This is a genomic window from Pseudomonas sp. 2995-1 (assembly GCF_002742505.1).
GTDB lineage: Bacteria > Pseudomonadota > Gammaproteobacteria > Pseudomonadales > Pseudomonadaceae > Aquipseudomonas > Aquipseudomonas sivasensis.
Genome location: NZ_LJSA01000604.1, coordinates 1 through 18,165, shown reverse-complemented (window position 1 = coordinate 18,165; position 18,165 = coordinate 1). Strand labels below are relative to the sequence as shown.

Here is an 18,165-nt window from a genome sequence, read left to right as displayed (position 1 = left end):
TCGCGTCGGGGTTGCAAACTGCAGAGGCCCGTCGTGGCTGGGTATGTTTCGGCTCGAATGTTGATTTTAGTCGTTTTGCGCGCGCTTGCCCGCACCGCACAGGTGGCCGGGCAGGCAATAGAACATGTTTTACCGCGCGGGTTCGGTAGAATCCCGATTTTATCCTCACCGTTAAGGAAGGCTAATGGCTCAGCCCTACAGTGCGCGCAGTCGCGCCATCGAACCTTTTCATGTCATGGCGTTGCTGGCGCGGGCCAATGAGCTACAGGCCGCCGGCAATGACGTGATTCACCTGGAAATTGGCGAGCCCGATTTCACAACGGCGGAGCCGATCATCCAGGCCGGTCAGGCGGCGCTTGCCAATGGCAAGACTCGCTATACCGCAGCCCGAGGCCTGCCTGAATTGCGTGAAGCCATCAGCGGTTTCTACCAGCAGCGCTACGGGTTGAATGTAGATCCCGAGCGTATTCTGATCACTCCGGGAGGCTCTGGCGCGTTGCTGCTGGCCAGCAGCCTGCTGGTGGACCCGGGCAAGCATTGGCTGCTGGCAGACCCGGGTTATCCCTGTAACCGACACTTCCTGCGCTTAGTGGAAGGCGCCGCGCAACTGGTGCCGGTAGGCCCTGAAGTGCGTTATCAACTGACCGCTGACCTAGTGGCCAGATACTGGGATCAAGACAGCGTGGGCGCGTTGGTTGCCTCCCCTGCAAATCCCACCGGCACGATCCTCTCGCGCGATGAATTAGCCGGGCTTTCCGAAGCAATCAAGGCGCGTAACGGCCATTTGGTGGTGGATGAGATCTATCACGGCCTAACCTACGGCACTGATGCCGCCAGCGTGCTGGAGGTCGATGATGACGCCTTCGTTCTGAATAGTTTTTCGAAGTATTTCGGCATGACCGGCTGGCGGCTGGGTTGGCTCGTGGCGCCGCCGGCTGCAGTGAGTGAATTGGAGAAGCTGGCGCAAAACCTTTATATCAGTGCCCCGAGCATGGCCCAATATGCGGCGCTCGCCTGTTTTACCCCGCAAACACTGAGCATTCTGGAGGAGCGTCGTGCCGAGTTTGGCCGTCGTCGCGACTTCCTGCTGCCCGCCTTACGCGAATTGGGCTTTGGCATTGCCGTCGAGCCGGAAGGGGCGTTCTATTTGTACGCCGATATCAGCGCATTCGGCGGTGATGCCTTCGCGTTTTGCCGGCACTTTCTCGAAACCGAGCATGTTGCGTTTACGCCCGGCTTGGATTTTGGTCGCTATCAAGCGGGCCATCATGTGCGTTTTGCCTACACGCAAAACCTCGATCGGTTACAGGAAGCGGTGGAACGCATCGCCCGTGGCTTGCGGAGCTGGCAAGGCTGATGCGCTTTTATCCTCCCCTCGAAGAAGGTCGACTGATTCGCCGATACAAGCGTTTTCTCACCGATATCGAAACTGTTACCGGCGAGTTGTTGACTATTCACTGCCCAAACACCGGTTCCATGCTCAATTGCATGGTGGAAGGCGGGCAAGTTTGGTTCAGTCGCTCCAACGACCCCAAGCGTAAGCTGCCCGGCACCTGGGAGATTGCCGAAACGCCTCAGGGCCGTTTGGCGTGCGTGAACACGGCGCGCGCCAATCAGTTGGTCGAAGAGGCGTTACTGGCTGGTGTGATCACGGAGCTCAATGGCTTTACCGCACTGAAGCGCGAAGTGCCTTACGGTCAGGAGAAAAGCCGTATCGACTTTCGGCTGGAGTATCCAGAGGGTGCGGCCTATGTCGAAGTCAAAAGCGTCACCCTAGGCTTTGATAACACCCGGGTTGCCGCCTTCCCCGACGCAGTGACCCAGCGTGGCGCCAAGCATCTGCGGGAGCTGGCCCACTTGGCGCGCGAAGGTGTGCGAGCGGTGCAGTTGTACTGCGTCAACCTCTCCGGGATTGACGCCGTGCGCCCAGCTTTGGAAATCGATGCTTTCTATGGCGCTGCCTTGCGTGAGGCTAAAGCTGCTGGAGTGGAAGTATTGGCATACGGCGTGCGCGTGACGTCCGAGGAAATTTGCGTGGATCGCCGGTTGGACGTGCTGCTCGATTAGAGCTCTACCCACAGGCCCTGTTCGTCTTCGCGACCGCGCAGGGCTTGTAGGCTTTTACCGGAGCACGGCCCGGCAATGCACTCACCGCTTTCGATCAGGAACAGAGCGCCGTGGGTGGCGCATTGGATCAGGCTGGCGCTCTCGTCGAGGAACTTATCGGGTTGCCATTCAAGCGGTATGCCGCGATGAGGGCAGCGGTTGATATAGAAGTAGGCAATGCCGTCCCGGCGTACCGCGAATAATTTGCAACCATCGATTTCAAAACCGAGGCTGCTGTCTGGCGCGAGGCTAGAGGAGGGGCAGAGAAACTTCATTTCAATCCTTAAGTGCCTTGACGTTCAAATGCAAACAATTATCAAATGCCGGCTCGCCCGTTAGCTGACTGGGTGCTCAGTTCGATGCGCGGCAGGGGGTAACTGTCACATCAATGAGTGCCCGAAAGGCCCCGCCTTAGGAAGGAAACCCTGTTATGCGCCTGAGTGCCAGCGCTATTGCGCTTATTGTCGGATTGCTGGTCAACCCTGGGGCGCACGCCTCTGAACTGCCACAGCGTTGGGTGAGTGCCGGTGGGGCGCTGTCGGAGTGGGTGGCGGCTCTGGGCGGTGAGCCGAAGTTGGTCGGCGTGGATACCACGAGCCAGCATCCAGAGTCTCTAAAAGCGTTGCCAAGTGTTGGCTATCAGCGGCAATTGTCGTCCGAAGGCATTCTCAGCCTGCGCCCGCAGGTGCTGGTAGGCACTGAAGAGATGGGCCCGCCGCCGGTACTGGCGCAGATTCGCAGCGCGGGGGTTCGGGTTGAAATGTTCTCGGCGCAGCCGGATTTACCGACCTTGAAAGGCAATCTTCAGCACTTGGGCAAGTTGCTGGGTGATGAGGCTAAAGCCGACGAATTGTTTACCCGGTACGAGAATGCCCTCAGTCAGCAGAAAAGTTGGGTCGCGAAGGCCCAGGCCTCCCAAAAGACCCCTGGTGTCTTGCTACTGATCGGTCACGCCGGCGGCAAGCCGCTGATCGCAGGCAAGGACACGGCCGGAGATTGGATGGTGCAGCAGGCGGGCGGTAAGAACCTAGCCACGCACACCGGTTACAAGCCGTTTTCGGTGGAGTCGTTGGCAGGGTTGAGCCCGGATGTACTGGTATTCGCTGACCGTGCCCTCACAGGTGATGCGGCCCGTGCGGCGCTGTTCAAAGAGAATCCTATTCTGGCGTCGACGCCAGCCGCCAAGAGTGGACGTGTATTTGAGCTGGACCCGACATTGTTGGTGGGAGGGCTCGGGCCGCGCCTGCCGCAAAGCCTGGTGAAGTTGTCCGCCGGGTTATATCCGGCCCAGGCTAAACCAGCCCTATGACCACGCTGGTTAAGCCAAAAACGCTGTTTATCGGGCTGACGCTGTTGTGTGTGTTGGCGATCTGGCTTTCGTTGGCGCTGGGGCCGGTGAGCCTGCCGTTACTCGACACGCTTAAGGCGGCCTTGCGTTTGGTCGGCGTGCCAATTGAAGCGCAGGGCTTGGAGCAGGCCGAGCTTATTCTTGGGCAGATTCGTCTGCCGCGTACCTTGCTGGGCCTGGCGGTGGGTGGCGTATTGGCATTGTCGGGCGTAGCCATGCAAGGGCTGTTTCGCAACCCGTTGGCCGATCCGGGACTGGTGGGGGTGTCGAGTGGTGCGGCGCTCGGGGCCGCCGTCGCCATCGTCGGTGGTGCGTTTTTTGGTGGTTTGCCGGATGCATTCGGGCCGTATCTCCTGTCGCTGTGCGCATTTCTTGGCGGGTTGGGCGTTACCGCGCTGGTCTATCGACTGGGGCGGCGTAATGGCCAGACCAATGTGGCGACGATGCTGCTCGCCGGTATTGCCCTCACTGCGCTGGCCGGCTCGGCGGTGGGCCTTTTTACTTACTTGGCTGACGACGCCACCCTGCGGACCCTGGCGTTCTGGAACCTGGGCAGCCTCAACGGCGCGAGCTATTCCCGCCTGTGGCCGTTGTTGATGGTCAGCGCGGGTGTGGCGCTGTGGTTACCGCGCCGGGCGAAGGCACTGAATGCGCTGCTGCTCGGTGAGTCCGAGGCCAGTCACCTGGGGATTGATGTCGAAGCACTCAAGCGCGAGTTGGTGTTCTGCACCGCATTAGGTGTCGGCGCGGCGGTGGCGGCAGCCGGAATGATTGGTTTTGTGGGGCTGGTGGTGCCGCATCTGGTCAGATTGCTCGCAGGGCCTGATCACCGCGTGTTACTTCCGGCTTCAATTTTGGCGGGCGCGAGTCTGCTGCTGTTAGCTGACTTGGTCGCACGGCTGGCTTTGGCGCCCGCGGAGTTGCCGATTGGGATTGTGACGGCGTTCATTGGAGCGCCGTTTTTTCTTTACCTGTTGTTACGGGGGCGTGCCTGATGCTGCGTGTTGAAAACCTGCAGATCAGCCGCGGTCGAAAAACCGTGTTGGCGGATGTCACTTTGGACTTGCTGCCAGGCGAAGTGCTCGGCGTGCTGGGCCCCAATGGCGCCGGCAAAAGCACGTTGCTGGGGGCGTTGTGCGGTGAGTTGCATCCCGATCACGGCAAGGTCTGGCTGGGGCAGCAGGCGCTGAAAGACTGGAGCGGATCGCAGCGCGCCCAGCGACTAGCGGTGTTGCCACAAACCTCGACCCTGGACTTTGCATTCCGCGTAGAGGAGGTCGTCGGGATGGGGCGTCTGCCCTATCAGACCGGACGCGTGCGGGATGACGAAATCATCGATGCAGCCTTGCAAGCAGCAGATGTTTCGCACTTGAGCGGTCGCAGCTACCTGGCGTTATCCGGTGGCGAGCGCCAGCGCGTGCACTTGGCGCGGGTGCTGGCGCAGCTATGGCCGGGGGAGGAGGGGCAGACGTTGCTGCTGGATGAGCCTACGTCAATGTTGGATCCCCTGCACCAGCACACGACCTTGCAAGCTATTCGGACTTTCGCAGATCGGGGCGCGGCAGTGCTGGTGATCCTCCATGATCTGAATCTGGCGGCGCGCTACTGTGATCGTATTCTGCTGCTTGACGGGGGGCGCCCCCACGCTCTGGATACGCCCGTGCGGGTGCTGCGTCCAGAACCGCTTAAAGCCGTGTTTGGTTTGGATGTGCTGGTACAGCCACACCCGGAGCGCGGGCATCCGCTGATCATTGCGCGTTAAAGTCTGCTTTCTTACAGACAAAAAAAGACCCGGCAAGAGCCGGGTCAAATAACCGTGATTAGCCTGATGAGGAGATAATCTGAGAGTCCGAACCAATGGTCTTTCAGTTATCGGCTGATCTCGCGACCAGTTGTGATAATCATAACGATTCTCATTTGAGAGTCAACAATTGTTTTTACGTGACCATCCGCTTTCCTTAAACAGATGTTCGAAACCTACGTAAATATTGAGTGTTTTGGTCAATCTAATTCTTCTGGCGCGTTGAGATTGCATCCAGTTGCCGGTTCAACGCTTCCTTACGCTCAACGGGGATGTCGTTCCAGTGCACATCCATCAGCGCCCCTTCGATGGCATACAGCAAAACTTTCGATGCGCGGAAGCCGCGAGTCCTTACAGCTCGATACGCATCGACCGCGCCCAAGCGCCGCAAGTCGGACGCGCTGTGGATGCCCACCGCATGCAGCCACTGCGCTGACGTCTTGCCAAGGTTTTTCAGGTGTTGCAGCTCATCGTTCATCAAGCCTCCTTGCGACGGCCGAATGGTGCGGTGGGTATTCGTGACCAGGCAAGCCTGAACAGGAGTGTAGCGTTCAGTAGGAAAAGCGTGGTTCTTTGGTCCGAAACGGCCAAAAAGCTTATAAGAATGGCGCGGGGATTTTGACGGTGAGCAGGCGTGAGCTGCCCGCTACACGTTGCACGTAGCGGGCTTGAGGCGTGTGTTACTTGGTACGGTAGCGCAGACGCGTGCCGAAATTGACCGACATGAGAATTTCGTCGGCGGTCAACTCAGGCGGAAAGTAAGTGCCCGAAATCTGCGCATGGGCCAGGCTGGCGCCCTCCAGCGAGCAGTCGCGCAAATCCAAACCGCGCAGGTCGGTGGAGCGGAAATACGCGTCGGTAAAATCTACGCCGGTGACATTCAACTCGCGTAAGTCCAGCCCACGGAAGTCGCCTCCGCGCATGTCGATAGCGCCGTCTTTCGGACGCTCCTGGTTGAAACCGCGAACATCATCTTTATGCAGGAGCGAGTAGAGCGGGGTATCAAGAAGCTTGGGCTGACTCATGACAACGAACTCCTGTTGGATTTATGGCGCCATTATAGTGCCACTATTGCTCGGCCGTGCGCCCAAGTAGACGACACGACCAAGAAATTTTTCTTACAGGCCTGGCAAGCGCTGGCGAATTTGCGCGACCACCGCGTCGAGAGTTCCGCTTTGATTGGTCTCGACGCGTTTGCTCAGCAACAGTTCTTCAGCTGTGAGGGGGTCACGGTTGGCCTGCTGTGCTTCGATAACGGCCAGAGTAGCGTCGGACGGATCGTTTTTGTCTGCCTGACGTTGTGCCAGCCAACTGCTGATAACGGCCTGTGGTGCGTTGCAGTCCAGAATAAGGAAGGGCGCACCGGTGGCTTCGGCAACCTTGGCGGCGGCTTCACGTTGTTCGCGTTTCAGGAAGGTGGCATCCAGTACCACCGGGAAGCCGGCGCGCAGCACGGTATCTGCGAGGTCGTTCAAACGAGCGTAGGTTGCTGTGCTGGCGTCGGCTGCATAGATACCGGCCTGCAGCGTGTTTTCCACTTGCTGCTCGCCGAATAGGCGTTTGCGTTCCACGTCCGACCGCAGGCGCACGGCACCGAGCGCTTCCACGAGGCGCATGGATACGTGGCTCTTGCCCACAGCCGAGACGCCGTGGGTAATCGCCAGGAAGCGTGAAGGAATAGTGCTGTAGCTTTCTGCCAAGTTCGCGTAGTTGCGGTAATGGCGCAGAGTGGTGGCGCGTTGTACCGGGCTTGCTTCGCTCGGCATGCTGAACAACGACACCTTGGCGCGTACCAGGGCGCGGTAGGCTTTATAGAAGTTCAGCACTTCAAGGCCCTGATAGTCGCCGGTCAGTTCCAGGTATTGGCTGATGAAGCGGCGGGCCAGGGACTTGAGTCCGCGGTCTTCCAGGTCCATTGCCAGGAAGCCGGTGTCGGCATACACGTCGGTGAAGCGAAACGGTTCGTTAAACTCGATGCAGTCGAAAATCACCACTTGGCCGTCGATCAAGGTGGCGTTACCGAGGTGGATATCACCGTGGCATTCGCGGGTGAAACCGTCGAGCTTGCGCTGTGCCAGCAGTGGCTTGAGGCGTTCGAAGCTGCTTTCGGCCCAGGCTTGCAAGGCTTCGAGTTGAACCAGGTCTGCCTTATCGCTTAGGAACGGACGGATCTGGTCGAAGTTCTGCCGTACCGGTGCCATCACTTCGTCAGGAGTGCCTGCCGGATGCGTTTGCGGGACTTTCGGTGCCGTGAGATGGAAGTGTGCAATTTGCTTGGCCATTTCATCAATGTGCGCTGCCGTCAGTTCGCCATTGGCTTGCAGGGTGCTGAGCAGTTGGCTTTGCGGGAACTGGCGCATCTTTAGTGCGTATTCGATCACCGGGCCGTCGCCGCCCAATTGAGGCGCTTCGGCAGTGCCGGTAATCGGCAACACGTCCAGATACAAATCGTTCGTCAGACGCTGGTTCAGACGCAGCTCTTCGTTGCAGAAGTGTTCGCGCTTTTCCAGGTCGGTGAAGTCCAGAAACCCGAAATTCATCGGCTTTTTCAGTTTATAGGCGTAAGGGCCGGTCAATACGACCCATGAAATATGGGTCTCGATGACTTGGAACGCTTCAACCGGATGAGGGTACAAAGCCGGGTTTTGCAGGGCGGCGATCAGTGACTGGCTCACGGGCGATCCTTCAGAGTCTGGGGGAAATCATGGCGCGCATTATGGCTGCTACGGACGGTCGTGCAAACCGCTGTCCGGCTCATGTTGATCATCAATAAAGTGCGTATAATCCGCCGCCATGACTCGAACCCGATCTCCCCGTTCCCGTAAAAAACCTCCTTCCCGCGGCCTGCGCCCTTGGCTTGGCTGGGCGCTCAAGCTCGGCCTCGTAGGCCTTGTGGTACTCGCCGGCTTCGCCGTGTACCTCGACGCTGTGGTCCAGGAGAAGTTCTCCGGCAAGCGCTGGACCATTCCTGCAAAGGTGTACGCGCGCCCGCTGGAATTGTTCAGCGGCCAGAAGCTGAGCAAGGATGACTTCCTTACCGAGCTCGATGCCCTCGGCTACCGCCGCGAACCCGTGAGCAACGGCCCGGGTGCGGCCGCTGTCAGCGGAAACACTGTCGACCTGAATACCCGTGGCTTCCAGTTCTATGAAGGCCTGGAAAAAGCCCAGCCGGTCCGCGTGCGCTTTTCCGGTGATTACGTCGCCGAGTTGTCCTCCCTCAACGGCTCGAAATTGCCGGTGGTACGTCTTGAACCGTTGATGATCGGCGGGATTTACCCGAAAAACCTTGAAGATCGCATCCTGATCAAGCTTGATCAGGTGCCTCCGTACCTGCTGGAAACTCTGGTTGCGGTAGAGGATCGCGATTTTTATAGCCACTGGGGTGTTTCGCCGAAGTCGATTGCCCGTGCGGTTTGGGTGAACACGTCCGGCGGCAAGATGACCCAGGGCGGCAGTACGCTGACTCAGCAGTTGGTGAAGAACTTCTACCTCACCAACGAGCGCAGTCTGACCCGAAAGCTCACCGAAGCGATGATGGCTATGCTGCTTGAGCTTCACTACAGCAAGCAGGAAATCCTTGAGGCATACCTCAACGAGGTCTTCGTCGGGCAGGATGGCCAGCGCGCGGTACATGGCTTCGGTCTGGCCAGCCAGTTCTTCTTCGGTCAGCCGCTGTCTGAGTTGAAGCTGCATCAAGTGGCCTTGTTGGTGGGGATGGTCAAGGGGCCTTCCTACTACAACCCGCGTCGCAATCCTGAGCGTGCGCTTGAGCGCCGTAACTTGGTGCTGGATGTGCTTGAGCAGCAAGGCGTGGCCACGGCTGAACAGGTGGCCGCAGCGAAGAAAATGCCGCTGGGTGTGACAACTCGCGGCAAGTTGGCGGACAGTTCATTCCCAGGCTTTATCGATCTGGTTAAACGTCAACTGCGTGAAGACTACCGCGACGAGGACTTGACCGAAGAAGGTTTGCGAATTTTCACCAGTTTTGACCCGATTTTGCAGATGAAGGCCGAAGCGTCAGTCAGCGATACCTTCAAGCGTCTGACGGGTCGTAAGGGCTCCGACGAAGTAGAAGCCGCAATGGTGGTCACCAATCCGGAAACCGGTGAAGTCCAAGCCATGATCGGCAGTCGCCAGGCGAGTTTTGCCGGATTCAATCGTGCTTTGGATGCGGTGCGGCCGATTGGTTCGCTGGTCAAGCCTGCGGTCTACCTCACTGCGTTGGAAAAACCGAGCAAGTACACCCTGACGAGCTGGCTGTCGGATGATCCGCTGTCGGTCAAAGGCGGGGACGGCCAGGTGTGGACCCCACAGAACTTCGATCGCCGTTCCCACGGCACGGTGTTCCTGTATCAAGGCTTGGCGCACTCCTACAACATCTCTACATCTCGGCTTGGCTTGGAAGTCGGCGTGCCGAATGTCCTCAAGACGCTGGCTCGACTGGGCATCACCCGCGAATTCCCGGCGTTCCCATCGATCCTGTTGGGCGCCGGCGCCATGACGCCGATGGAAGTCGCGACCATGTACCAGACCCTCGCCAACGGTGGCTTCAACACTCCGATGCGCGGGATCCGCAGTGTACTGACGGCTGAGGGTGAGCCGCTCAAGCGCTACCCGTTCCAGATCCAGCAGCGCTTTGACGCTGGCTCTATCTACCTGATCCAGAACGCCATGCAGCGCGTGATGCGTGAAGGTACCGGTAGCTCGGTCTATAAGGTGCTTCCGTCCAACCTGACGCTGGCGGGCAAGACCGGTACCAGTAACGATTCGCGCGATAGCTGGTTTGCAGGTTTCGGTCAGGATGTACTGGCCGTGGTGTGGCTCGGTCGAGACGACAACGGTAAGACGCCTTTTACCGGTGCTACCGGTGCGTTGCAGGTCTGGACCAGTTTTATGCGCAAGGCCGACCCGTTGCCATTGAATATGCCGCAGCCGGATAACATCGTGCAGGCCTGGATTGATCCGCATACCGGCCAGGGTTCCGACGCTAACTGTCCGGGCGCAGTACAGATGCCGTATATTCGCGGCAGCGAGCCACCACCCGGTGCTGCGTGCGGCGGCGGTGCCCCTGCGGACGCGGAATCGGTGATGGATTGGGTCAAGGGCTGGATGAATTAAGCAAAGAGGGTTTCAAGTGAACAAGTGGTGTATTCCAGCGATTACAGCTCTGGCTTTGCTCAGCGGTTGCTCCAGCGTGCAGCGCGGCTCCATTCCCGTGGTGGATTCGAGCACTGCCGTCTCCAATAGCGACCGGATCTCGGCCAATGGCGGTTTCCGCCAGACCGTGACCAACCGTCCGGCGCAGGCCAAGCCTCAGGCCGTGCCGCAAGATTCGGGCGTGGTGGTGATGGTGCCGGGCGGCGGCGCCGCTACGTCCGCACCGATCAGTGCCGAGCCATGGACTCCAGGGCCAAGCACCTCCGGACCGATTGAGTCCACGCCCATTCAGACCGCGCCGATCAACCAGGGCACTTACAACATGCCGTCGACGCCGAGTGGCATTCCATCTTCCTCCAGTGGCGGCGGCCTTTCGGCTGACGAGCAACTGGACGGTCCGGTGCTGGCCTTGCTGACTACGGCGCAGCAACAACAGGCCGGTGGCGACCTGAACGGCGCTTCATCGAGCCTTGAGCGGGCGCAGCGAGTTGCACCTCGTGAACCGCAAGTACTGTATCGCCTGGCACAGGTACGCATGGCCCAAGGCGATGCGCCTCAGGCCGAACAGTTCGCCCGTCGTGGCCTCACGCTGGCCAACGGTCGTCCCGATCTGCAGGCCAGTCTCTGGGCGTTAATCGGAGATGCGCGCGCCGCACAAGGTGATGCCGCTGGCGCTGCTCAGGCCCGGCAGAAAGCCAAGGTCAGCCTCTGATGGATGTACGGTTTCCCGCGATTGCCGAACAGTTATTGCTGATTGAGCGCGAACTGCGCATACAAGGCTGGTGGGATGAGGTGTCCCCCAGCATCGAGGCGCTCAGCAGTGTTGAGCCGTTTTCGGTGGATACCCTGGACTTTCACCAGTGGCTGCAATGGATTTTCCTGACGCGCATGAAGCAGATCCTCGAACAGGACCTGCCACTGCCCAATGCGTCAGGGATTCTGGAGATGGCCGAGATGGTGTACGCCGATCGGCCGCGCGAGAGCCTCGGTTTACGCAATGCGCTGAAAAAGTTCGATCAATTGATCGTCGACGCTCGTTAATTGCCTGACTGCCGGTTTTTTCGGCAGTCTTGCGCATATTTCTACCGCTTGACGACATTCAGGCGAGTTTTATCCCTCCTCAAAGCCCTTTCTTCTACGTTCTCATGCGCTTAGTTGGAAAAAAGCGCAATTATTGCTTGACTTGAACGGCCTGAAACAGAAGAATCCAAAGTCCGCTGTATCGGGACTGCCAGAAGCAGGCCCGCTCAGCAGATCATGAGGCGCACATCCGCGCCGACCTGTTACACCCGCAACGCGTTACCTCGCGCTGGGTGGGAAAAGCCCGCAACACTTGGGACGATCCCAATACTTGCTCAGTCAGTGCTGACGTAGTCGGCGACCACCGTCGCTCATGCTCTGTTGAGAAGTAAACCTATTAAGACCCGTCGGTTTTCAACGGACGGTATTCTGGCGTTTTAGAGGTGAACAACGTGGAGCTTTTATCTGGCGGTGAGATGCTCGTCCGCTTTTTGCGTGACGAAGGCGTCGACTATATCTACGGGTACCCAGGTGGTGCTCTGTTGCATGTTTACGACGCACTGTTCAAGGAGCCGGCTGTTACCCACATCCTGGTTCGCCACGAACAAGCCGCGACCCATATGGCTGACGGTTACGCCCGTGCCACCGGTAAAGCCGGCGTGGTGCTGGTAACGTCCGGCCCAGGCGCAACGAATGCCATTACCGGCATTGCGACTGCTTATATGGACTCCATCCCGATGGTGATCATTTCTGGCCAGGTGCCAAGCACCATGGTCGGTACCGATGCATTCCAGGAAACCGACATGATCGGTATCTCCCGGCCGATCGTGAAACACAGCTTCATGATCAAGCATGCGTCGGAAATTCCGGAAGTCATGAAAAAGGCGTTCTACCTCGCGCAGTCCGGTCGCCCGGGCCCTGTCGTGGTCGATATCCCGAAAGACATGACCAACCCGGCTGAGAAATTCGAATACGTCTTCCCGAAGAAAGCCAAGCTGCGCTCCTACAGTCCGGCCGTTCGTGGGCACTCGGGGCAAATTCGCAAGGCGGCAGAAATGCTCCTGGCAGCCAAGCGCCCTGTGTTGTACTCGGGTGGCGGTGTGATCCTCGGCGGGGGCTCCGCCCCATTGACCGAGTTGGCCAAGCTGCTCAACCTGCCGGTCACCAACACCCTGATGGGCCTCGGCGCCTTTCCGGGTACGGACCGTCAGTTCGTCGGCATGCTCGGCATGCACGGCAGCTACACCGCCAACCTGACCATGCACCACGCCGACGTGATCCTGGCTGTGGGTGCGCGTTTTGATGATCGTGTGATCAACGGCGCGAGCAAATTCTGCCCGAACGCGAAGATCATCCACATCGATATCGATCCAGCGTCCATCTCCAAGACCATCAAGGCCGACGTGCCAATTGTAGGTCCTGTGGAAAGTGTGCTGACCGAAATGGTCGCTGCGCTTAAGGACATCGGTGAGACGCCGAACAAGGAATCCGTCGCCAGCTGGTGGAAGCAGATCGACGAATGGCGCGGTGACCGCGGCCTGTTCCCTTACGACAAGGGCGACGGCAGCATCATCAAGCCTCAAACCGTGATCGAGACCCTGTGCGAAGTGACCAAGGGCGACGCCTTTGTGACCTCCGACGTGGGTCAGCACCAGATGTTCGCCGCGCAATACTACAAGTTCGACAAGCCTAACCGCTGGATCAACTCCGGTGGTCTGGGCACGATGGGCTTTGGTTTTCCTGCGGCCATGGGTGTGAAGCTGAGCTTCCCGGACAGCGACGTCGCGTGCGTTACCGGTGAAGGCAGCATCCAGATGAACATTCAGGAACTGTCGACGTGCCTGCAGTACGGTCTTCCGGTGAAGATCGTCTGCCTGAACAACGGCGTGCTGGGTATGGTTCGTCAATGGCAAGACATGAGCTACGGCAGCCGTCACTCTCATTCCTATATGGAATCGCTTCCGGATTTCATCAAGTTGGTTGAAGCCTATGGCCACGTCGGCATTCGCATCACCGATCTGAAAGATCTGAAGCCGAAGATGGAAGAGGCGTTCGCCATGAAGGACCGCCTGGTGTTCCTCGATATTCAAGTGGATACCAGCGAGCACGTTTATCCGATGCAGATCAAAGACGGCTCTATGCGCGACATGTGGCTGAACAAGACGGAGCGTACTTAATCATGCGGCACATTATCTCCCTGCTTCTGGAGAACGAACCCGGCGCTCTGTCTCGTGTTGTCGGCCTGTTTTCGCAACGCAACTACAACATCGAAAGCCTGACCGTGGCTCCGACCGAAGACCCGACTCTGTCGCGCCTGACGTTGACCACCGTGGGCCACGATGAGGTGATCGAGCAGATCACCAAGAACCTCAACAAGCTGATCGAAGTGGTCAAGCTGGTCGACCTGTCGGAAAGTGCCCACATCGAGCGCGAGCTGATGCTGGTAAAGGTCAAGGCTACGGGTGCCCAACGTGCCGAAATCAAGCGGACTACCGACATCTATCGCGGGCAGATCGTCGATGTGAGCGCCAGCGTTTATACCGTGCAACTGACCGGTACAAGCGACAAGTTGGACAGCTTCATCCAGTCGATCGGGACGGCCTCGATTCTGGAAACGGTACGCAGTGGTGTCACCGGGATTGCCCGTGGCGACAAAGTACTCAGCATCTAACCCAAATTAGTGAATGGCCTTACGGCCTGGATATATAGAGGAACCTCATGAAAGTTTATTACGATAAAGATTGTGACCTGTCGATCATCCAGGGCAAGAAAGTCGCCATCATCGGCTACGGCTCCCAGGGTCACGCGCAAGCTTGCAACCTGAAAGACTCCGGCGTTGACGTGACTGTTGGCCTGCGTAAAGGCTCGGCCACCGTTGCCAAGGCGGAAGCTCATGGCCTGAAAGTGACTGACGTTGCTTCCGCTGTTGCTGCTGCTGACCTGGTGATGATCCTGACCCCGGACGAGTTCCAGTCCTCGTTGTACAAAAACGAAATCGAGCCGAACATCAAGAAAGGCGCCACCCTGGCCTTCTCCCACGGCTTTGCGATTCACTACAACCAGGTTGTGCCACGCGCAGACCTGGACGTGATCATGATCGCGCCAAAAGCGCCAGGTCACACCGTACGCTCCGAGTTCGTCAAAGGCGGTGGTATCCCTGACCTGATCGCGATCTATCAGGACGCATCCGGCAATGCCAAAAACGTTGCACTGTCCTACGCTGCTGGCGTCGGTGGTGGTCGTACCGGCATCATCGAAACCACCTTCAAGGACGAGACCGAAACCGACCTGTTCGGCGAGCAAGCCGTTCTGTGCGGCGGTACCGTTGAGCTGGTTAAAGCCGGTTTCGAAACCCTGGTTGAAGCTGGCTACGCGCCGGAAATGGCCTACTTCGAATGCCTGCACGAACTGAAGCTGATCGTTGACCTCATGTACGAAGGCGGTATCGCCAACATGAACTACTCGATCTCCAACAACGCCGAATACGGCGAGTACGTGACTGGCCCAGAAGTGATCAACGCCGAGTCCCGCCAGGCTATGCGCAACGCCCTGAAACGTATTCAGGACGGCGAATACGCCAAAATGTTCATCAGTGAAGGCGCTACCGGCTACCCTTCGATGACCGCCAAGCGTCGTAACAACGCTGCTCACGGTATCGAAGTCATCGGCGAGCAACTGCGTTCCATGATGCCGTGGATCGGTGCCAACAAGATCGTCGACAAAGCTAAAAACTAAGTCGTACGCATCAAGAGAAAACGCGGCTTAGGCCGCGTTTTTTCGTTTGGGGGCGGGTTCTGGTATAAAGCTGCATCGTTTGCGAGCGAACACTCGCCGCAAGTATTGGTCGAATTTTTTCACACCGTTGCAAGGTAAAGTCCATGAGCGAACGTCCCGAAGAGCCTAACCAGGCTCCTGACGCCGAAAGCCTGCTACCGATCGATGAACATGTCGAAGAAGGGCATGACGCTGAAGGCCGCAAGGTCCGGCATCGTGGCATCTATTTGCTGCCCAATCTGTTCACTACGGCAAACTTGTTTGCCGGTTTCTATTCCATTATCAACTCCATGAGTGCCCAAAGTGCGCTGGCGGCGGGTGATGCGGCGAGTGCCAGCAAGTACTTCGGTTTCGCGGCCATTGCCATTTTCGTGGCCATGGTGCTCGACGGTTTGGATGGTCGTGTTGCACGTATGACCAATACCCAAAGTGCCTTCGGTGCCGAGTACGACTCGTTGTCTGACATGGTTGCATTTGGGGTCGCGCCAGCGCTGTTAGCATTTGCTTGGGCGTTGGGTGACATGGGCAAGGTTGGCTGGATGGTTGCCTTCATCTATGTCGCGGGCGCCGCTTTGCGTCTGGCGCGCTTCAACACTCAGGTGGGTACTGCTGATAAACGTTACTTCATCGGGTTGGCCAGTCCGGCAGCGGCGGGTGTCGTGGCGGGTATCGTCTGGGCATTCAGTGACTACGGCATCCAGGGCTCGAAAATGTCTTTCCTGGTGGCGTTAATGGTTGCCGCTGCCGGAATGCTGATGGTCAGCAACATCAAGTACAACAGCTTCAAGGAGCTTGATCTCAAAGGGCGAGTACCTTTCGTGGCAATCCTGGCAGTGGTGCTGGTGTTTGCGGTGGTCTTCAGTGATCCGCCTCGGATTCTGCTATTGGCCTTCTTGGTCTACGCCGCTTCTGGGCCAGTTCAGTACTTGCTACATGTGCGGCGGGACAAAACGTTGCCTTAATGTAATTTCCCCCATACTCCGCAGTCTATTGGTGCATCAGTCCTCCAATGCTGCGGAGTTGCCATGTTAATCAAATTGCCTAAAGCGTCCGATTGCCATGAATCGGATGTCACCCCTGAATCCTTCTATTTTTCTCGCCGTAGCTTGATCGGTGGTGCGCTTGCGGGCATTGCTGCCAGCGGCCTGCCGCGTTGGGCCAGTGCAGATGACGCTGCGCGATATGCCGATGTTGAGCCGGGGAAGGCGCCGGGCTGGTTTGCTGGCAAGCTGCCTGCTACTAAATGGCAGGCTGTGACGGTTGAAGGTGAGGCTATCACCCCGTTCAAGGACGCAACCCACTACAACAACTTCTATGAATTCGGCACTGACAAAGGGGATCCGGCGAACAACGCGGGTTCACTCAAGACCGAACCTTGGAGTGTCGTGATTGATGGTGAGGTTGCCAAGCCGGGGCGTTATGCCTTGGAGGACTTCATGAAGCCCTATCAGTTGGAAGAGCGGATCTACCGGTTGCGCTGCGTCGAGGCTTGGTCGATGGTCATTCCATGGATGGGCTTTCCGATCTCCGCGTTGCTCCAGCAGGTTGAGCCAACTTCCAAGGCCAAATACATCCGCTTTGAAACACTCCAGGATTCCAAGAGTATGCCGGGGCAGCGTTCGAGTTTTGGCTTGATCGATTGGCCTTATGTTGAAGGTTTGCGCTTGGATGAGGCGATGAATCCTTTAGCGATTCTTGCCGTCGGGATGTATGGGCGCGAGTTGCCCAATCAGAACGGCGCGCCGTTACGTCTCGTCGTGCCTTGGAAGTACGGTTTCAAGAGTGTGAAGTCGATCGTGCGGATCAGCCTTGTGAGTGAGCAGCCGAAAACCACGTGGCAGAGTATTGCGGCGGATGAGTATGGGTTCTATGCCAATGTGAACCCTACAGTGGACCATCCGCGTTGGACTCAGGCGCGTGAGCGTCGTCTGCCAAGTGGTTTGTTCAGTCCGAATGTACGTGAAACGCAGATGTTCAATGGCTACTCGGATGAGGTTGCTTCTTTATATGCAGGTCTCGACCTGCGGAAGAACTACTAATGCGCTACCCCATCTGGCGCCTCGGCGTTTTTATAGCCGCGGCAGTGTGGCCTTTGTTATGGCTATATGAGGCGTGGAGTTTTGTTCTTGGACCAGATCCAGGAAAGGTGCTGGTTGATCGACTGGGGTTGGGCACTTTGATCCTGCTGTTGATCACGCTGGGGATGACCCCGCTGCAAAAGTTGAGCGGCTGGGCGGGGTGGATAGCGGTGCGCCGACAGCTAGGGTTGTGGTGCTTTGCTTATGTGGTGCTGCATCTGGCGGCCTATTGTGTGTTTGTTCTGGGTCTGGATTGGTCTCAGCTTGGGGTCGAGCTACGTAAGCGGCCTTATATTATTGTGGGTACGTTAGGGTTCTTGTCGTTGCTGGTGTTGGCGGTGACGTCTAATCGCTATAGCCAACGTCGACTGGGCAGTCGTTGGAAGAAGCTGCATCGCCTGGTATATGTGATTCTTGGGCTTGGACTGCTGCATATGTTGTGGATCGTGCGAGCTGATCTAAAGGAGTGGGTAATCTATGCATCTGTAGGTGCGCTGCTGCTGGTGTTGCGTTTACCACCGGTGATGCGCCGAATCCCCCGGCTTATTGCGAAAAAAGCACCTTCTGCAACAAAAGCGTAATTAACGCTTGACCGCAGATTCTGGGAGCCTATAATTCGCCCCACTTCCGGCGCAGTCGAAACGTAAAACTCCTTGGTAAACAATGAGTTACGCAGTTTTCGGCAGTAAGTTGCTTCAGTTCATCGAAGCCGAAAGGAAGTTGAAAAAGAGGTGTTGACAGCAGCGTGTAACGCTGTAGAATTCGCCTCCCGCTGATGAGAGATCAGAAGCGCAAGTGGTTGAAGTTGTTGAAGAAATCTTCGAAAGCTTCTGAAAATAATCACTTGACAGCAAATGAGGCTGCTGTAGAATGCGCGCCTC

At 57.7% G+C, this 18,165-nt stretch carries 18 protein-coding genes and 1 pseudogene; 14 read left to right on the top strand and 5 right to left on the bottom strand.

The window, feature by feature from the left end; genetic code table 11:
- The first annotated feature begins 184 nt into the window (after positions 1–184).
- On the top strand, positions 185–1,357 hold the full coding sequence (locus tag AOA61_RS28340) for a pyridoxal phosphate-dependent aminotransferase (protein WP_099603197.1): 1,173 nt from the start codon (positions 185–187) through the stop codon (positions 1,355–1,357).
- A complete protein-coding gene (gene sfsA, locus AOA61_RS28335) occupies positions 1,357–2,067 on the top strand; it encodes a DNA/RNA nuclease SfsA (protein ID WP_032884747.1) in 711 nt (236 codons plus the stop codon). Before AOA61_RS28340 ends, sfsA begins: the two co-directional genes overlap by 1 nt.
- Here the strand turns inward: sfsA and AOA61_RS28330 are convergent.
- Positions 2,064–2,381: a Rieske 2Fe-2S domain-containing protein gene (locus tag AOA61_RS28330; RefSeq protein ID WP_032884749.1), complete on the bottom strand. Its 318-nt coding sequence runs from the start codon at positions 2,379–2,381 to the stop codon at positions 2,064–2,066. The two genes, sfsA and AOA61_RS28330, sit on opposite strands and share 4 nt — an antisense overlap.
- A 155-nt stretch (positions 2,382–2,536) precedes the next feature.
- Between AOA61_RS28330 and AOA61_RS28325 the strand changes: the two genes are divergently transcribed.
- Genes AOA61_RS28325 through AOA61_RS28315 form a run of 3 tightly spaced genes read left to right on the top strand, consistent with a single transcriptional unit; the run spans position 2,537 to position 5,216 of the window.
- Positions 2,537–3,415 carry a hemin ABC transporter substrate-binding protein gene (locus tag AOA61_RS28325; protein ID WP_099603196.1) on the top strand — a complete coding sequence of 293 codons (879 nt, stop codon included), beginning with the start codon at positions 2,537–2,539 and terminating at the stop codon, positions 3,413–3,415.
- Positions 3,416–3,465: 50 nt separating this feature from the next.
- Positions 3,466–4,449, top strand: coding sequence for an iron ABC transporter permease (locus tag AOA61_RS28320; RefSeq protein ID WP_163034915.1), 984 nt, complete (start codon positions 3,466–3,468; stop codon positions 4,447–4,449).
- The gene (locus tag AOA61_RS28315; protein WP_099603195.1) at positions 4,449–5,216 is read left to right on the top strand and encodes a heme ABC transporter ATP-binding protein; all 768 of its coding nucleotides are present in this window, start codon (positions 4,449–4,451) and stop codon (positions 5,214–5,216) included. Before AOA61_RS28320 ends, AOA61_RS28315 begins: the two co-directional genes overlap by 1 nt.
- 244 nt (positions 5,217–5,460) lie before the next feature.
- Here the strand turns inward: AOA61_RS28315 and AOA61_RS28310 are convergent, their stop codons facing one another.
- The 3 genes from AOA61_RS28310 to AOA61_RS28300 all read right to left on the bottom strand — a co-directional run bounded on the left by AOA61_RS28310 (position 5,461) and on the right by AOA61_RS28300 (position 7,930).
- Positions 5,461–5,733 (bottom strand): TfoX/Sxy family protein, encoded by a 273-nt coding sequence (locus AOA61_RS28310; protein WP_032884753.1) that lies wholly within the window; start codon positions 5,731–5,733, stop codon positions 5,461–5,463.
- 202 nt (positions 5,734–5,935) lie between these two features.
- Positions 5,936–6,280 (bottom strand): pentapeptide repeat-containing protein, encoded by a 345-nt coding sequence (locus AOA61_RS28305; RefSeq protein WP_032884754.1) that lies wholly within the window; start codon positions 6,278–6,280, stop codon positions 5,936–5,938.
- Between the two features lie 93 nt (positions 6,281–6,373).
- Positions 6,374–7,930 carry a bifunctional aminoglycoside phosphotransferase/ATP-binding protein gene (locus tag AOA61_RS28300; protein ID WP_099603194.1) on the bottom strand — a complete coding sequence of 519 codons (1,557 nt, stop codon included), beginning with the start codon at positions 7,928–7,930 and terminating at the stop codon, positions 6,374–6,376.
- Between the two features lie 118 nt (positions 7,931–8,048).
- On the opposite strand from AOA61_RS28300, the gene mrcB reads away from it, so the two are divergent.
- From mrcB to msrQ, 9 genes are all read left to right on the top strand, one after another.
- Entirely contained in the window at positions 8,049–10,373 is a 2,325-nt protein-coding gene (mrcB, locus tag AOA61_RS28295; protein WP_099603193.1) for a penicillin-binding protein 1B, read from the top strand.
- Between the two features lie 16 nt (positions 10,374–10,389).
- On the top strand, positions 10,390–11,124 hold the full coding sequence (locus tag AOA61_RS28290) for a M48 family metallopeptidase (RefSeq protein ID WP_099603192.1): 735 nt from the start codon (positions 10,390–10,392) through the stop codon (positions 11,122–11,124).
- Positions 11,124–11,453: a YqcC family protein gene (locus tag AOA61_RS28285; protein WP_032884758.1), complete on the top strand. Its 330-nt coding sequence runs from the start codon at positions 11,124–11,126 to the stop codon at positions 11,451–11,453. Before AOA61_RS28290 ends, AOA61_RS28285 begins: the two co-directional genes overlap by 1 nt.
- A 431-nt stretch (positions 11,454–11,884) precedes the next feature.
- Complete coding sequence (locus tag AOA61_RS28280; protein ID WP_095186270.1) at positions 11,885–13,609, top strand: acetolactate synthase 3 large subunit; 1,725 nt, start codon at positions 11,885–11,887, stop codon at positions 13,607–13,609.
- 2 nt (positions 13,610–13,611) lie between these two features.
- Positions 13,612–14,103: an acetolactate synthase small subunit gene (ilvN, locus tag AOA61_RS28275; RefSeq protein ID WP_003176102.1), complete on the top strand. Its 492-nt coding sequence runs from the start codon at positions 13,612–13,614 to the stop codon at positions 14,101–14,103.
- 47 nt (positions 14,104–14,150) lie between these two features.
- On the top strand, positions 14,151–15,167 hold the full coding sequence (gene ilvC / locus AOA61_RS28270; protein WP_003194132.1) for a ketol-acid reductoisomerase: 1,017 nt from the start codon (positions 14,151–14,153) through the stop codon (positions 15,165–15,167).
- 143 nt (positions 15,168–15,310) lie between these two features.
- Positions 15,311–16,168, top strand: a complete 858-nt coding sequence (pssA, locus tag AOA61_RS28265) for a CDP-diacylglycerol--serine O-phosphatidyltransferase (RefSeq protein WP_099603191.1) — start codon at positions 15,311–15,313, stop codon at positions 16,166–16,168.
- A 63-nt stretch (positions 16,169–16,231) separates the two neighbouring features.
- Entirely contained in the window at positions 16,232–17,245 is a 1,014-nt protein-coding gene (msrP, locus tag AOA61_RS28260; protein ID WP_099603190.1) for a protein-methionine-sulfoxide reductase catalytic subunit MsrP, read from the top strand.
- Positions 17,245–17,865 carry a protein-methionine-sulfoxide reductase heme-binding subunit MsrQ gene (gene msrQ / locus AOA61_RS28255; RefSeq protein ID WP_099603189.1) on the top strand — a complete coding sequence of 207 codons (621 nt, stop codon included), beginning with the start codon at positions 17,245–17,247 and terminating at the stop codon, positions 17,863–17,865. The genes msrP and msrQ overlap by 1 nt, the downstream gene beginning before the upstream one ends.
- A 114-nt stretch (positions 17,866–17,979) precedes the next feature.
- On the opposite strand, the pseudogene AOA61_RS32015 reads toward msrQ, so the two are convergent.
- Positions 17,980–18,165 (bottom strand): annotated as a pseudogene (locus AOA61_RS32015) (hypothetical protein); the annotation flags it as partial.

Bases quoted from the DNA above. Each gene is read 5' to 3' on its own strand.
- AOA61_RS28340 (WP_099603197.1), top strand. From the start codon at position 185: ATGGCTCAGCCCTACAGTGCGCGCAGTCGCGCCATCGAACCTTTTCAT.
- sfsA (WP_032884747.1), top strand. From the start codon at position 1,357: ATGCGCTTTTATCCTCCCCTCGAAGAAGGTCGACTGATTCGCCGATAC.
- AOA61_RS28330 (WP_032884749.1), bottom strand. From the start codon at position 2,381: ATGAAGTTTCTCTGCCCCTCCTCTAGCCTCGCGCCAGACAGCAGCCTC.
- AOA61_RS28325 (WP_099603196.1), top strand. From the start codon at position 2,537: ATGCGCCTGAGTGCCAGCGCTATTGCGCTTATTGTCGGATTGCTGGTC.
- AOA61_RS28315 (WP_099603195.1), top strand. From the start codon at position 4,449: ATGCTGCGTGTTGAAAACCTGCAGATCAGCCGCGGTCGAAAAACCGTG.
- AOA61_RS28310 (WP_032884753.1), bottom strand. From the start codon at position 5,733: ATGAACGATGAGCTGCAACACCTGAAAAACCTTGGCAAGACGTCAGCG.
- AOA61_RS28305 (WP_032884754.1), bottom strand. From the start codon at position 6,280: ATGAGTCAGCCCAAGCTTCTTGATACCCCGCTCTACTCGCTCCTGCAT.
- mrcB (WP_099603193.1), top strand. From the start codon at position 8,049: ATGACTCGAACCCGATCTCCCCGTTCCCGTAAAAAACCTCCTTCCCGC.
- AOA61_RS28285 (WP_032884758.1), top strand. From the start codon at position 11,124: ATGGATGTACGGTTTCCCGCGATTGCCGAACAGTTATTGCTGATTGAG.
- ilvN (WP_003176102.1), top strand. From the start codon at position 13,612: ATGCGGCACATTATCTCCCTGCTTCTGGAGAACGAACCCGGCGCTCTG.
- ilvC (WP_003194132.1), top strand. From the start codon at position 14,151: ATGAAAGTTTATTACGATAAAGATTGTGACCTGTCGATCATCCAGGGC.
- pssA (WP_099603191.1), top strand. From the start codon at position 15,311: ATGAGCGAACGTCCCGAAGAGCCTAACCAGGCTCCTGACGCCGAAAGC.
- msrP (WP_099603190.1), top strand. From the start codon at position 16,232: ATGTTAATCAAATTGCCTAAAGCGTCCGATTGCCATGAATCGGATGTC.
- msrQ (WP_099603189.1), top strand. From the start codon at position 17,245: ATGCGCTACCCCATCTGGCGCCTCGGCGTTTTTATAGCCGCGGCAGTG.